The following is a 13,389-nucleotide window of genomic DNA, read 5'->3' as shown; positions in this document are numbered from 1 at the left end:
AGCCCGCGCGGAGCACCCGGGCCAGCCCTGCGGCACGGATCTCGGGCGGGAACGCGCCGGCCCGGCCCGACGTACGGCCTCCGGACGTCACACCGCCCGTGACCCTGGCCGTGACCCCGTCCATGGCGGCGCGCTCGCGCAGGGCGCGTTCGGCGAGGTCGGCGAGGAAGGGCGCGAAGTGCCTCGTGGCCGAGCCCATGCGCAGGGCGAGGGCGCGGACGGCGGGCACGGCCGCGCCGCCGGTCCCGGTGATGCCGTCGGCCTCGGGCAGCCATGCGGGGAACATCGCCAGCGCGGCGTGCTCCAGCTCCCGCAGGACGTCGGCGACCAGGCTCGCGGGGGTCAGGGACGTGGGGGTCAGGGCCGGGCGCGGGACGTAGGTGACCAGCGCGGGCGCGTCGTCGGGCAGGGGGTCGAGCGCCAGCGCGACGGCGTCCGGGTCGTCGTGCAGGCGAGGGTCCCGTCCCGCGTATGCGTGCGCGTCCGATCCCACGTGCGCACGCGCGTCTTGTCCTGCGTGCAGGTGCACGACACGGCCCGTGGGTAGCTCCCTCCACGAGCGCGCCACGTCGCCCCCGCCCCTGTTGTTGAAGATCCGACAATCTTGACCCGGCAGAGGTTATCGGGCAGTGACAGGACCGTCCACACAATCGGGAATTTCCGGTTTTGCGCTATGCCGTCTCGGCTCTGACCAGGCGGAGGAACGCCTTGATGCCCGCCAGCACCTCCTGGTTGTCGGTGAGACGGCTGAGGGAGTCCTCGAACGTCCTGCCCATGGCGTCGAGCCGGCGATCGAGGTCGTCCGCGCGCACCGCGGCCGCGTGGAACCCGGCGCGCGTCTCGGAGGTGAGGGCGTCGAGGCGCTCGGCCAGTCCGGCGGCGCGGGCCTCGGACTCCTCGGCCCGTCTCTCCAGCGCGTCGGCCCCCGAGCAGGGCGGCCGACAGCAGGTGGGCGGCGACGGCCGCCCGGCGCATGCGCACGGCGATGCGGCGGGCCTCCGCCTCGCGCTCCGGCGAGACCTCCACCCCGCGCTCGCGGCTGACCCGTATCTCGTGGATCAGGGAATGGGCCTGGAAGTACAGATTCCACGGCACGGTCAGCAGCACGATGAGCCAGAGCAGGCACAGTGCCCCGAAGCCCAGCGAGACGACCACCGGCAGCGGCACGTCCACCACGTAGACCAAGACGATCCCCGCGATCGTGGACACGATCGCGAGGAGGACGATCCCGCTTCTGCTCACGGCCACCCTTTCCCTCGGCTTCCCTCGGCTTCCCGCGACTTCCCTTGGCTTCCCTTGGCGTTCCGACATGTCAGCGTCGTCGCCGGACCGGTGCGCGGGCATGAGCGCAATCACCCGGATCGAGTGAGTACGACCGCTCAACGAAGAAGGGGGTGGCCCGGTATGGGCCACCCCCGGACGTCACTCCGAGAAGGTCACTCCGAGAAGGTCACTCGGAGAAGGTCACTCGGAGAAGGTCACTCGGAGAAGACGGGAACCCCGTCGCGGACGAGTTTCCAGTTCGGCTCGGCGAACGAGGCCGGGTCGATGGTGCCGGTCGCGGCGGCGTACTCGATCAGCGCCTGGCGGATCTCCACCTGGGCGTTGTAGACCACCGGAGCGGTCGAGACGTGCGGGAAGCCGCCGCCGCCCGACTGGCGGTAGTTGTTGATGGCCACCACGAACTGCTGATCCGCGGTGACGGGCGTGCCCTGGTAGGACAGGTTGACGATGCGCTGGCCGACCGGCTTGGAGATGTCGATGTCGTACGTCACGCCGGAGAGCTGGTCGTAGTTGTAGTCGGGCGTGCCGCCGGCGTTGGTGAGCGTGCCGAGGTCGATCGGCGCGCCCGGGGCGACCTGGGCGAAGTATTTCGCCGAATACTCCAGGAAGTCCTTGATCTGGGCGCCGTTCAGCTTGATCCCGAGCAGCGTGTTGTCGTAGACGTACAGCCCGGCCATGTCGCGGACGCTGACCGGCCCGGCCGGGAACACGGCGGTGCGGCTGAACGGCGCGGCGATCGACAGCACGGGCAGCGAGGCGTCGGCGGTGCCGGCGATGGCCTTGCTGACGAGGTCGGTCTGGACCTTCTGGATGTAGTCGAGGATCGGCGTGTCCTTGTACGGCGACTCGGCCGCCGACAGCTCCTGGGACGACTGCGCGATGACCTTGTTGACGTAGCCGACGGTCTTGTCGTGCGCCTCCTTCATGAGGGCGACGATCTTCGGGTCCTCGGCCACCGTGTTGGTGTTGAGCGTGGTGGACGACTTGCCGGTCACCGTCCACTTCCCGCGCTGCTTGGCGAGCGTGAAGTCGACGACGCTGAGGCGCTGGCCCCACTTGCTGGGCTCGGTCAGCAGCACCTGCTGCCCGGTGGCCTTGTTGGTGACGAAGCGCTGGGGCACCTCGTTGTGCGCGTGGCCGAACAGCACGGCGTCGATGCCCGGCACCTGCTCGGCGACCATGGCGGCGGCGTTCTCCACGGGCAGTTCCGAGCCGTAGGACGACATGCCGTCGTCGCCCGAGTGGGCGGTGACCAGCACCACGTCGGCACCGTTGTCGCGGATGACGGGCACCCACTTCTTGGCGGTGGCGACGAGGTCGAGGAACTTCAGCTTGCCGTCGACGTTCGCCTTGTCCCAGATCGCGACGCCGGGGTTGGTGAGGCCGAGCACGCCCACCTTGATCGGCTTTTCGCCCTTCACCTTCATGGTCTTGATGATGTACGGCTCGTAGGCCGGCAGGCCGGTCTTGGCCGAGACGGCGTTCGCGCCGAGGACGGGCGCCTTCATCTGGTCGACCCATGCGCCGAGCAGCGGCAGGCCGTAGTTGAACTCGTGGTTGCCCAGGGTCACGGCGTCGTACCCGATGGCGTTCATGGCCTTGGCCATGGGGTGGGTCGCGTGGGTCGAGGTGATCGGCTCGACCTTCGCGTAGTAGTAGTCCAGCGGCGTGCCCTGGAGGGTGTCACCGGAGTCGAAGAGCAGGGTGTGGTCGGCGCCGCGGTCGGCCCTGATCTTCGACACCATCGTCGAGATCTTCGCGAGGCCCACGTCGTTGTGCGCGCTGTCGTCGTACTCCGCGTTCTTGTAGTAGTCCCAGTTGAGCGCGTTTCCGTGGATGTCGGAGCTGGCCATGACGGTGATCTTGACCGTGTGGCTCGGGGCCGCTGTGGCGGGCGTGCCGGGCAGGACGAGACCGAGGGCCACGACCGTGGCGCCGGCGGTCAACCTGATCGCTGAACTCATGCTGGGCGACGATAGTGACCCCCAATCACCAAGTGGTCACGAAGTCCTTAACCGGACATGTCCCTACAAGGTGACACGCTTGTCGCCCAGGGAGGGTCATGCCGTGGGTAGGACCACGAAGATGGCGGACAAACTCGAGACCTATCGGGCCAAACGCGACGCGACGCGCACCCGCGAGCCGATCCCTGCCGAAGGGCCGCTGCCGCGGGGCGAGGACGACACGTTCGTCATCCAGGAGCACCACGCCCGGTCCCTCCACTGGGACCTGCGCCTGGAGCGGGGCGGGGTGCTAGTCTCCTGGGCGATCCCCAAGGGCCTGCCGCTCGACCCCGCGACCAACCACCTCGCCGTCCAGACCGAGGACCACCCCATGGAGTACGCCCGGTTCGAGGGCGAGATCCCCAAGGGCGAGTACGGCGGCGGCACGATGACGATCTGGGATCGCGGCCACTACACGACCGAGAAGTGGAGCGACCGCGAGGTCAAGATCGTGCTGAAGGGCTCCCGGGTCGCGGGCCGCTACGTGCTGTTCCGGACCCGGGGACGCAACTGGATGATCCACCGGATGGACCCGCCCAGCGAGCAGTGGGAGCCCCCGCCCGCCGTGATCGCGCCGATGAAACCGGTGACCCGCACCCGCCTGCCCCGCGACCCCGAGGCGTACGCCTGGGAGTTCTGGTGGGGCGGCACGCGGGCGCTCGCCCACGTGGAGGGCGGCAGGCTGACGCTGCGCGACGCGGGCGGCGCGGACGTCACCGGGGAGCACCGCTGGCTGCGCCCGCTGGCCGAGTCGTTCGGCAGCAGGGCCGTCGTGCTGGACGGCGAGGTCGTCACGGTCGCGGGCACCCCGGTCTACGTCGCCTACGACCTGCTCTACGACGACGGCCGGTTGTTGCTCGGCGAGCCGTTCGAGCGCCGCCGTGCGGGCCTGGAGGACCTCGCGGTCGCCGGGCCGCGCTGGCAGACGGCGCCGTCCTGGCCCGGGGAGGCAGAGGCGGTGCGGCGGGCGGCGGCCGAGCAGGGCCTGCCCGGCGTCGTGGGCAAGCGCCTCGACTCCGTGTACGCGCCGGGGGAGGAGTCCCCCGCCTGGGTGCGGCTGCCCGTGAAGGCGCCGGGGTAAGGCAGGCGGCGCGGGGTAGGGCGACGAGGGGGAGGTGGCGAGATGTCAGAGCAGCACCACCCGGTCACGGGCGACCACAAGTACGAGCAGGAGATCTCCTCTGCCGAGGAGCACGAGGAGCGCCCCGGACGCAGCCTGGTCACGACCGACCACGAGGTCATCAGGCGGTGGGCCGAGGAACGGGGCGCCAAACCCGCGACCGTTCCCGGCACCGAGCACGATGGTCGTCCCGGCGTCCTCCGGTTCGACTTCCCGGGATACGGCGGCGAAGACCTGAAGGAGATCTCCTGGGACGAGTGGTTCAGGACGTTCGAGGAACGCAACCTCAACTTCATCTACCAGGAGCACCGCAAGGACGGCAGCCTGAGCAACTTCTTCCGGCTGGAGAGCCCCGATCGCGAGGACGCCTGAGCTCCTTTCGTCTCAGGTCGCTTCGCCGTCCTGGGCTCGCTCACCGTCCTGGGTCGGCGCACCGTCCTGGGCTCGTTCGCCGTCCGGTGCGGCGGCGCTCGCCGACCGGAGCAGGCCGAGCTCGGCGGCGTAGTCCTCCAGCTTGGTCCGCAGTTGCCGGCGTCCCCGGTGCAGCCGTGACATGACCGTGCCGATGGGGACGTCGGTGATCTGCGCGATCTCCTTGTAGGCGAAGCCCTCCACGTCGGCGAGGTAGACCGCCAGCCGGAAGTCCTCGGGCAGCTCCTGCAGCGCGCGCTTCACCCGCGAGTCGGGCAGCCCTTCCAAGGCCTCCACCTCGGCCGACTTGAGTCCCGACGAGGTGTGCGAGGCCGCTTCGGCGAGCTGCCAGTCCTCGATGTCCTCGGCCGCGGACCGCTGCGGCTGACGCTGCTGCTTCCGGTAGGTGTTGATGTAGGTGTTGGTCAGGATGCGATAGAGCCAGGCCCGCAGGTTCGTGCCCTCGCGGAACTGATGGAAGTTGCTGAAGGCCCGCATGTAGACGTCCTGCACCAGGTCTTCGGCGTCGGCGGGGTTCCGGGCGAGCCGTAGGGCGCCGGCGTAGATCTGGTCGATGTACGGCAGTGCGTCCCGCTCGAACCGCAGCCGCCGTCGTTCGCCCGCTGTGTCGTCGACGATCGTCATATCCCCACCTCCCTGAGCGCCTCCCCTTGTCAGTTAGGACCGCTTTCGGCTGACGCCGGCCGGACGCAGGAGCCGTTGGCGTTCAGGCGGCGTCGCGGCGACCAGGCGGCGGGACGGTTCCCCCAGGAGCAGGGCCTCCGGGGGCAGGACCCCCGGGAGTGTGGCCCCCCGGCGCAGGGCCTCCGGAATCGGGCCGGCCGGGCGTACGGTCTCCGGGCGGTGGCGGGGCGAGGTCGGCGCCGCGCGGTGTCCGGTAGGGCTCACGCGCCCGCAGGTCCACTGTCTGGATGACCCGGCTGATGTCGGTGGGCGTGACCAGGCCGATGAGGCGTCCGGCGTCGTCGAGCACCACGGCCCGGCCGTCCGCGCTGCCGCTCATTCGCTGGAGCAGCTCGGTGAGCTGGTCGTCGGGGCGTGCGGTGGGCACCTCCGACGGCGGGCACGCGACGTCGCGCAGCCGGGTGCGCGCGCGGTCGTCGGGCGGCACCTGCCGGACGCGGCCCAGGGTCACCAGTCCCGCGAACCGGCCGTCGTCGCCCAGCAGCGGATAGGTGGACAGGTGGCGGCGCAGCACGAGCCGGTCGATCAGGCTGGCGACGGTCTCGTCGGGGTGCGCGACGAGAGGGTCGCGCGACATCACCTCGCCCACCGTGATCCCGTGCAGCGCGGCGTCGATCTGCGCCTGCTGCTCCTCGGCGGTGGCCGCGTTCACCAGGAACAGGCCGATCAGGGCCAGCCAGAATCCCTGGAGGCCGAGGCCGGAGACGAGGTTGAGGAAGCCGAGCGCGATCAGGACGTAGCCGAAGACCCGGCCCGCCCGGGCGGCGGCCACGGCGGCCCGCATGCGGTCGTGCCACCAGGCCCACAGGAAGGCGCGCAGCACCCGCCCGCCGTCCAGCGGCGCGGCGGGCACCAGGTTGAACACGGCGAGCAGCACGTTCACCACGGCCAGATAGGCGAACATCCCGCTGATCAGCGGCGGCGCCGCGACGGCCGCGGCCCCCCAGGACAGCAGGGCGAACAGGCCGCCGAGCACGGCGCTGGTCAACGGCCCCACCCCGGCGATCTTGAGGTCGGCGCCGGGGGAGCGGGGCTCACCGCGCAGTTCGGCCACCCCGCCGAGCAGCCAGAGCGTGATGCCGTTGACCCCCAGCCCGTGCCGCTTGGCGACGATCGCGTGGGCCACCTCGTGCGCCAGCAGCGAGGCCAGGAAGAGCAGTGCCGACACCACCGCGGCCAGCAGGTACGCCGCCATGGACAGGCCGGGGAAGGCGATGGGAAAGCGCCCGAAGGCCAGCCCGACCACCAGGATCACGACGATCACGAGGACGCTGATGTTGAGCCCGACCGGGATCCCGCCTATGCGGCCGAGACTGATCGATGATCGCATCCTGCCACCCCCCTCGGCCTTTCGCTGTGACTGGCCTACCCACAACGGCACAGGTCACGCGGCGGCCGGGGGCTTGGAGACCGCCGACGCGCGGTCAGCGGGCGGTTGCCGGAACCGACATACGAAAATTGCGCAAATGTGTGAAAAACGGAACCCGTGTGTGGTGCTCCGGCGGCGCAATCGTGGGCGGCTCCTGACCGGCGACTGGGTAAGATCGTCAGGCGGAGTTGCAAACCGACTGTCGAAGGACCGTCGAGATGTCCGATTCATGGGATGTGAAACGCCGGTTGGCCCAGGCGCTGAACGAACACGATCTGGAGGCCTTACTCGACACCTTCAGCCCGGACGCCGTTCTTGTCTCGCCCTTCGGCATCGCGGAGGGGCATGAGCAGATCGGGTGGATGTACGAGCAGGTCTTCAAGAGCTTCCCCGACTTCCAGTTGATCGTGTGGTACGAGGCCGTCGGCTGCGACGCGCCCATGATGGTGGAGTGGACGGCCACGGGCACGCACCTGGGGCCGATCCTGCTGCCGAACGGGCGCGAGCTGGAGGGGACCGGTCGCCCGATCACCTTCCGGGGCACCTGTGCGTCCTTCATCGAGGACGGCAAGATCAAGACCCACCGGGAGTATTTCGACCAGCTGGAGATCTACACCCAGCTCGGTCTGTGCCTCACGGAAACCCCGGAAGGCTCGGCAACCGCGAGCTGAGCGTTCCGGGCGCGCAGCGCGCGGGGGCGCCGGCCGGTCCGGCAGCGCGGCGGCGGCCGCGGACCTCGCCAGGTCTGCCCGCGGCCGCCGTCGGCGGATCACCTCAGATAGATGTTCGGCCTGGCCGGAGTGGACATGCCGTCGCCGAGGAAGAAGCCCGTGTGGGGCGGCTGGTTGTAGGCGGTGTTCTGCCAGGCGATCGCCACCCGATATGCCGGGTCGTGCATCAGCGTGTAGACCTGGCGGTTCGTCGCCGTGGTCGTGCTGTAGATCCGCAGAGCGGTGTTGTCGCTCGTCGGCCAGACGACCTCCTCGCGCCAGTCGCCGAACAGGTCGGCCGACAGCGACGGGGTGGACTTGGTGCCGTTGTTGGAGTGCACGCCGGAGCCGGTCAGCAGGCGGGTGTCGCCGCCGGTGCCGTACTTGTCGATGTGGGTGCCGTCGAGCAGCTCACGGACCGGGTCGGCGTCCCACCAGGCGAGGAAGTTCGCCGAACCCGGCTTGCGCCCGACGTTCTGCCCCCTGGTGTTGAACATGCCGCTGACGCCGGACGACCACGACTCGGCGCCCGGGCTGCCGGACCACACGTCGTCGGAGACGCCGCGGCCGTTGTCGCAGCCGCAGGAGGCGTTGCTCCAGATGATCGAGCCGGTGCGGGCGTCGGCCATCCACGCCGCGGGCTTGCTGGTGTCCTCGTCGACCTTGAACACCTCGAGTCCGGCCCGCGACGGGTCGAGGTCGCCGAGGTGCATGGCGTCGCCGTGGCCGTTGCGGGTGTTCCACAGGGGCTGGCCGTTGTCGTTGATCGCCATCGCACCGAAGACGATCTCGTCCTTGCCGTCCGCGTCGACGTCGGCGACGGCGAGGTTGTGGTTGCCCTGGCCGGTGTACTGGCTGCCCGCGGAGTTGGAGTCGAACGTCCACCGTTTGGTCAGCGAGCCGTTGCGGAAGTCCCAGGCCGCGATCACGGTACGCGTGTAGTAGCCGCGCGACATGATCAGCGACGGGCGGGCGCCGTCGAGATAGGCGGTGGCGGCGAGGAACCGGTCGACCCGGTTGCCGTAGTTGTCGCCCCAGGAGGAGACCGTTCCGCGCGGCGGGTCGTAGTCCACCGTGGACATCGCCGCGCCGGTCTGGCCGTTGAACATGGTCAGATATTCGGGGCCGGACAGGACGTAGCCGGAGGAGTTGCGGTAGTCGGCGTTCGCGTTGCCGATGACCCTGCCGGCGCCGTCCCTGGTGCCGTCGGCGGTCTTCATCGCCACCTCGGCCCGGCCGTCGCCGTCGTAGTCGTACACCTGGAACTGCGTGTAGTGGGCGCCCGCGCGGATGTTGCGGCCGAGGTCGATGCGCCACATGCGGGTGCCGTTCAGCCTGTACGCGTCGACGAACACGTTGCCGGTGTAGCCGGACTGGGAGTTGTCCTTGGCGTTGGACGGGTCCCACTTCAGCACGAACTCATACTGCCCGTCGCCGTCGAGGTCGCCCACGCTCCCGTCGTTGGCGCTGTAGGTGTAGGACACGCCATCGGGCGTGGTGCCGCCGGACGGCGGCTGGATGGGCACGTCGAGGTGGTCGCCGCCGGTGAAGCGCAGCGACGACTCCGACGCCGCCTGCTCCGCGCCGTTCACCACGGCCCGCACCGTGTATGTGGCGTCGGCGGCGGCCCCGGAGTCGAAGTAGTTCGTGGAGTTGGTGATCGGCGAGGAGGTCAGCTTCGTCGAGCCCCGATAGACGTTGAACCCGGTGCCGATGCTCTCGGTGCCGAGCAGTCGCCAGGAGACCAGGTTGCCGTTGCCCGACCGCACGCTGATCAGGCCGCGGTCGAGGTCTTCCATCTGCCGCGCGCCCGCCGGGATGCTCGTCGGGCTCGGGGACGGGCTGGGGCTCGGGCTCGGGGACGGGCTGGGTGAGGGGCTCGGCGAACGCGTCGGGCTCGCACTGGGAGAGGCACTGGGAGAGGCACTGGGAGAAGCACTGGGAGAAGAACTGGGCGAGGCGCTGGGACTCGGAGAGGGGCTGCTCGTGACCCCGCCCGTGCAGGCGGTGCCGTTGAGCGCGAAGCTCGCGGGCGCGGGGTTGGACGAGTTGTTCCACGAGCCGTTGAAGCCGAACGACGTCGTGCCGCCGGTGGGGATCGAGGCGTTGTAGCCGGCGTCCTTGGCGGTGACCTGCCCGCCGCTCTGGGTGACCGTGGCGTTCCACGCCTGCGTGACGGTCTGGCCCGCCGCGTACGACCAGGTGAGCGTCCAGCCGTTGACGGCGTCGCCGAGGTTGGTGATCGTGACGGCGGCTCCGAATCCGTCCTGCCACTGGTTGGTCACCTGGTAGTCCACCCGGCAGCCCGCCGCCGCGGAGGCGGGCAGGGCCGGCAGAACCGCGGTCCCCGCGAGCGCGGCGGCCGAGGCCACGGCGGCGACCAGAGCAGATCTTCGTCGTGTGGTCATCTGGAACTCCATGAGGGGGTGCCGATGGGGGCGCAGTGCTTCAGCGGCGCTCAGTGGTGCTCAGTGGTGCTCAGCCGGTGTTCGGCGCGGGGGTGGGACGGGCAGGGAGCTAGGGGCAGGTGTGGCGGGCAGGGAGCTAGGGGCAGGGAGCTAGGGGCAGGGTGCTAGGGGCAGGGTGCGGCGGGCAGGGGGGCTACGGGGGCAATGGGCAGGGTGCGACGGGATGCGCCGGGGTGCGTCATCACAACGCGAAACCGGCGGTGCGGTCAATCACCCCGGTTCACCGATGTGAACGCAATCATCCGAGGCATCCGGGCCCGGCGATCTGCGGCTGGTCGGAGCCGCTGCGGGCGTGCCACCTGCACGTCGACGCCGATGACCGATCATTGAAACTTTCAGCCACGTCGGCTTACGGGAGCCTGTGAACGATCACAGATCTGACCTCTCATCCCCGGCTTCGAGGCCCGTACGGAGCCGCTGCATCCGCCCCGGCGCGTCAGCCCTGAGCCGCCGCGCCTACCTGTCGCCGTCGCCGGGCAGGCCGAGCCAGCGCCGCATGCAGACGATGAGCTCCTCGGCGTCGACCGGCTTGGTGACGTAGTCGCTCGCGCCCGACGAGAGCGTCTTCTCCCGGTCGCCGTGCATGGCCTTGGCGGTGACCGCGATGATCGGCAGCTGGGCGAAGCGCGGCATCGACCGGATGGCGGCGGTGGCGGTGTAGCCGTCCATCTCCGGCATCATGATGTCCATCAGCACCAGGTCGACGTCGTCGTTGCGCGTCAGCATCTCGATGCCCTTGCGGCCGTTCTCCGCGTACAGCACGTGCATGCCGTGCAGTTCGAGGATCGTGGTGAGCGCGAAGACGTTGCGCACGTCGTCGTCCACGACCAGCACCTTGCGGCCCACGAGCGCGCTGTCGACCTTTCCGGGCTCCTGCGCCCTCTCCTCCGAGGACCGCTGCACGAGCGGCAGGACGCTGCCGGGCTCATCGGCGGACAGGTGCAGGGTGATCCGTTCGCGCAGCTCGTCGAGGCTGGGCAGGCGCTCCAGCGGCTGGTTGCGGGAGCGCACCTGCAGCAGGTCCTCCTGCGGGCGCGACAGCCTGCGCGAGTGGTGTGCGAGCACCGGCAGCGTGCGCAGCGCGGGATCGGCGTCGAGCCCCTTGAGGAAGTCGGCCGTGGTGTCGTGCGGCATGCCGAGGTCGAGCACGACGCAGTGGACGCTCTCCTGCCGCAGCATCGAAAGCGCCGACTGGGCGTCGCTCGCGGTCGACACCCGCACCGGCCCGTGGGTGTCGTGCAGGTCGGCCGCGACTCTCTGGGCCAGCATGGAGAGCAGTCCGCCGGGCTCGGCCTCGACGACCAGCAGGTGGCGCCTCGCCCTGCCGTTGCTGCCGTTCGTGCCGTCGGGGGTCCGCGCCGCCGCGGCCGCGTCGGGTGCGATGACAGAGTGCGCGGCGGTGGCGTGCCCGGTGGTGGCGTGCCCGGTGGTGGAGTGCCCGGTGGTGGAGTGCGCGGCGAACAGCGGCAGCGTCTCCTCCCGCGTGGCGGGTCCGTCCTTCCGTACGCCGTCGAAGTGGGCCAGCGGGAGATAGAGCGTGAACGTGCTGCCCTCGCCCGGCGTGCTGGCCGCGTGGATCTCGCCGCCGAGCAGGGTCGCGATCTCCCGGCTGATCGACAGGCCGAGGCCCGTGCCGCCGTATTTGCGGCTGGTGGTGCCGTCGGCCTGCTGGAAGGCGTCGAAGACCTGCGAGAGGTTCTCGGCGGCGATGCCGATGCCGGTGTCCATCACGTGGAAGGCCAGGATCTCCTGGCCGGCCGCGCCCGGCAGGTCCACGCCGGCCGCCCGTTCGATGCGCAGCTCGACCGAACCCGATTCGGTGAACTTGACCGCGTTCGACAGCAGGTTGCGCAGCACCTGCCGCAGCCGCTGCTCGTCGGTGAGCAGCCGGGCCGGCACGTCGGAGGCGACGGTCATCTCGAACCGCAGCCCCTTCTGGCTGGTCAGCGGGCGGAAGTTGGCGTCCACGTAGTCGAGGAGCTGACGCAAACCCACCGGCTCGGGCGTGATGTCCATCTTGCCCGCCTCGATCTTCGACAGGTCGAGGATGTCGTTGATGAGCTGGAGCAGATCGGTGCCGGCGGAGTGGATGACGTTGGCATATTCCACCTGCTTGGCCGTGAGGTTGCGGGTGGGGTTCTGGGAGAGGAGCTGCGCCAGGATGAGCAGCGAGTTGAGCGGGGTGCGCAGCTCGTGGCTCATGTTGGCGAGGAACTCGCTCTTGTATTTGGACGCGAGCGCGAGCTGCTGGGCCCGGTCCTCCAGCTCCTGGCGCGCCTGCTCGATCTCGCTGTTCTTGGTCTCGATGTCACGGTTCTGCTGGGCCAGCAGCTCCGCCTTCTCCTCCAGCTCGGCGTTCGAACGCTGGAGCTCCTCCTGCCGCACCTGGAGCTCGGTGGCGAGCCGCTGCGACTCGGCCAGCAGCGCGTCGGTGCGGGCGTTCGCCACGATCGTGTTGACGTTGACGCCGATCGTCTCGACGAGCTGTTCGAGGAAGGCCCGGTGGATGCCGGCGAAGCGCCCCAGGCTGGCCAGCTCGATCACGCCGAGCACCTGGCCTTCGACCACGATCGGCAGCACGATGAGGTTGACCGGCCCGGCCTGGCCGAGACTGGACGACATGGTCAGATAGCCCGGCGGGATGTCCTCCACCAGGATCGTCCGCCTGGCCTGCGCGGCCTGGCCGACCAGCGACTCCCCGAACGCGAAGCGGCGCGAGGTGTCGCGGTGGCCGTAGCAGCCGACCACCCGCAGCTCCGCGCCCGCCGCGGTCTCCTCGGCCAGCAGGAACGTGCCGTGCTGCGCGTTGACCAGCGGGGCCAGCTCGTTCATGACCAGCTCGGCGACCGCCGACAGGTCGCGGTGGCCCTGCATCAGCCCGGAGAGGCGGGCGAGGTTGGTCTTGAGCCAGTCCTGCTCCTGGTTGGCCCTGGTCGACTCGCGCAGCGACTCCACCATGGAGTTGACGTTGTCCTTGAGGTCGGCCAGCTCGCCCTCGGCGTCCACGGTGATCGACCTGGTCAGGTCGCCGGAGGTGACCGCGCTGGTCACCTCGGCGATCGCGCGCACCTGGCGGGTGAGGTTGCCGGCCAGCTCGTTGACGTTCTCGGTCAGCCGCTTCCAGGTGCCCGACACGCCCTCGACCTCGGCCTGGCCGCCCAGCCTGCCCTCGCTGCCCACCTCGCGGGCGACGCGGGTGACCTCGGCGGCGAACGAGGACAGCTGGTCGACCATCGTGTTGATGGTCGTCTTCAGCGCGAGGATCTCGCCGCGGGCGACGACGTCGATCTTCCTGGTGAGGTCGCCCTCGGCGACGGCC

At 70.1% G+C, this 13,389-nt stretch carries 11 protein-coding genes; 5 read left to right on the top strand and 6 right to left on the bottom strand.

The genetic code is table 11. The annotated features are described in order from the left end of the window. The first annotated feature begins 98 nt into the window (after positions 1 to 98). On the top strand, positions 99 to 380 hold the full coding sequence (locus FLX08_RS23165) for a hypothetical protein (RefSeq protein WP_142621252.1): 282 nt from the start codon (positions 99 to 101) through the stop codon (positions 378 to 380). Positions 381 to 671: 291 nt separating this feature from the next. Here the strand turns inward: FLX08_RS23165 and FLX08_RS41460 are convergent, their stop codons facing one another. Beyond that, a complete protein-coding gene (locus FLX08_RS41460; RefSeq protein WP_208761613.1) occupies positions 672 to 812 on the bottom strand; it encodes a hypothetical protein in 141 nt (46 codons plus the stop codon). Between the two features lie 161 nt (positions 813 to 973). Between FLX08_RS41460 and FLX08_RS41455 the strand changes: the two genes are divergently transcribed. Further along, positions 974 to 1,180, top strand: coding sequence for a hypothetical protein (locus FLX08_RS41455; protein WP_208761612.1), 207 nt, complete (start codon positions 974 to 976; stop codon positions 1,178 to 1,180). Between the two features lie 298 nt (positions 1,181 to 1,478). Here FLX08_RS41455 and FLX08_RS23155 read toward each other — a convergent pair whose 3' ends face one another. Continuing rightward, positions 1,479 to 3,248 carry a bifunctional metallophosphatase/5'-nucleotidase gene (locus FLX08_RS23155; RefSeq protein WP_142621250.1) on the bottom strand — a complete coding sequence of 590 codons (1,770 nt, stop codon included), beginning with the start codon at positions 3,246 to 3,248 and terminating at the stop codon, positions 1,479 to 1,481. 121 nt (positions 3,249 to 3,369) lie between these two features. Here FLX08_RS23155 and FLX08_RS23150 point away from each other — a divergent pair, with 121 nt between their 5' ends. Continuing rightward, positions 3,370 to 4,368 (top strand): DNA polymerase ligase N-terminal domain-containing protein, encoded by a 999-nt coding sequence (locus FLX08_RS23150; RefSeq protein WP_142621248.1) that lies wholly within the window; start codon positions 3,370 to 3,372, stop codon positions 4,366 to 4,368. A gap of 42 nt (positions 4,369 to 4,410) precedes the next feature. Continuing rightward, complete coding sequence (locus tag FLX08_RS23145; protein WP_142621246.1) at positions 4,411 to 4,779, top strand: hypothetical protein; 369 nt, start codon at positions 4,411 to 4,413, stop codon at positions 4,777 to 4,779. Positions 4,780 to 4,791: 12 nt separating this feature from the next. On the opposite strand, the gene FLX08_RS23140 is transcribed toward FLX08_RS23145, so the two are convergent. Beyond that, positions 4,792 to 5,463, bottom strand: coding sequence for a sigma-70 family RNA polymerase sigma factor (locus FLX08_RS23140; RefSeq protein WP_142621244.1), 672 nt, complete (start codon positions 5,461 to 5,463; stop codon positions 4,792 to 4,794). Positions 5,464 to 5,545: 82 nt separating this feature from the next. Next, positions 5,546 to 6,853: a site-2 protease family protein gene (locus tag FLX08_RS23135; protein ID WP_142621242.1), complete on the bottom strand. Its 1,308-nt coding sequence runs from the start codon at positions 6,851 to 6,853 to the stop codon at positions 5,546 to 5,548. 257 nt (positions 6,854 to 7,110) lie between these two features. On the opposite strand from FLX08_RS23135, the gene FLX08_RS23130 reads away from it, so the two are divergent. Next, positions 7,111 to 7,563, top strand: a complete 453-nt coding sequence (locus FLX08_RS23130; RefSeq protein WP_142621240.1) for an ester cyclase — start codon at positions 7,111 to 7,113, stop codon at positions 7,561 to 7,563. A 98-nt stretch (positions 7,564 to 7,661) separates the two neighbouring features. Here the strand turns inward: FLX08_RS23130 and FLX08_RS23125 are convergent, their stop codons facing one another. Together FLX08_RS23125 and FLX08_RS23120 are read right to left on the bottom strand one after the other, a co-directional pair. Further along, positions 7,662 to 10,010 carry a rhamnogalacturonan lyase family protein gene (locus FLX08_RS23125; RefSeq protein WP_142621238.1) on the bottom strand — a complete coding sequence of 783 codons (2,349 nt, stop codon included), beginning with the start codon at positions 10,008 to 10,010 and terminating at the stop codon, positions 7,662 to 7,664. 516 nt (positions 10,011 to 10,526) lie between these two features. Then, on the bottom strand, positions 10,527 to 13,389 hold a 2,863-nt coding region (locus FLX08_RS23120), incomplete at its 5' end, for a response regulator (RefSeq protein ID WP_142621235.1).

Source organism: Microbispora hainanensis, assembly GCF_006874475.1.
GTDB lineage: Bacteria > Actinomycetota > Actinomycetes > Streptosporangiales > Streptosporangiaceae > Microbispora > Microbispora hainanensis.
The sequence above is the reverse complement of the archived record's forward strand: the minus strand, read 5'-3'. Positions and strand labels throughout refer to the sequence as shown.

Bases quoted from the DNA above. Each gene is read 5' to 3' on its own strand.
- FLX08_RS41455 (WP_208761612.1), top strand. From the start codon at position 974: ATGCGCACGGCGATGCGGCGGGCCTCCGCCTCGCGCTCCGGCGAGACC.
- FLX08_RS23155 (WP_142621250.1), bottom strand. From the start codon at position 3,248: ATGAGTTCAGCGATCAGGTTGACCGCCGGCGCCACGGTCGTGGCCCTC.
- FLX08_RS23150 (WP_142621248.1), top strand. From the start codon at position 3,370: ATGGCGGACAAACTCGAGACCTATCGGGCCAAACGCGACGCGACGCGC.
- FLX08_RS23145 (WP_142621246.1), top strand. From the start codon at position 4,411: ATGTCAGAGCAGCACCACCCGGTCACGGGCGACCACAAGTACGAGCAG.
- FLX08_RS23140 (WP_142621244.1), bottom strand. From the start codon at position 5,463: ATGACGATCGTCGACGACACAGCGGGCGAACGACGGCGGCTGCGGTTC.
- FLX08_RS23135 (WP_142621242.1), bottom strand. From the start codon at position 6,853: ATGCGATCATCGATCAGTCTCGGCCGCATAGGCGGGATCCCGGTCGGG.
- FLX08_RS23130 (WP_142621240.1), top strand. From the start codon at position 7,111: ATGTCCGATTCATGGGATGTGAAACGCCGGTTGGCCCAGGCGCTGAAC.
- FLX08_RS23125 (WP_142621238.1), bottom strand. From the start codon at position 10,010: ATGACCACACGACGAAGATCTGCTCTGGTCGCCGCCGTGGCCTCGGCC.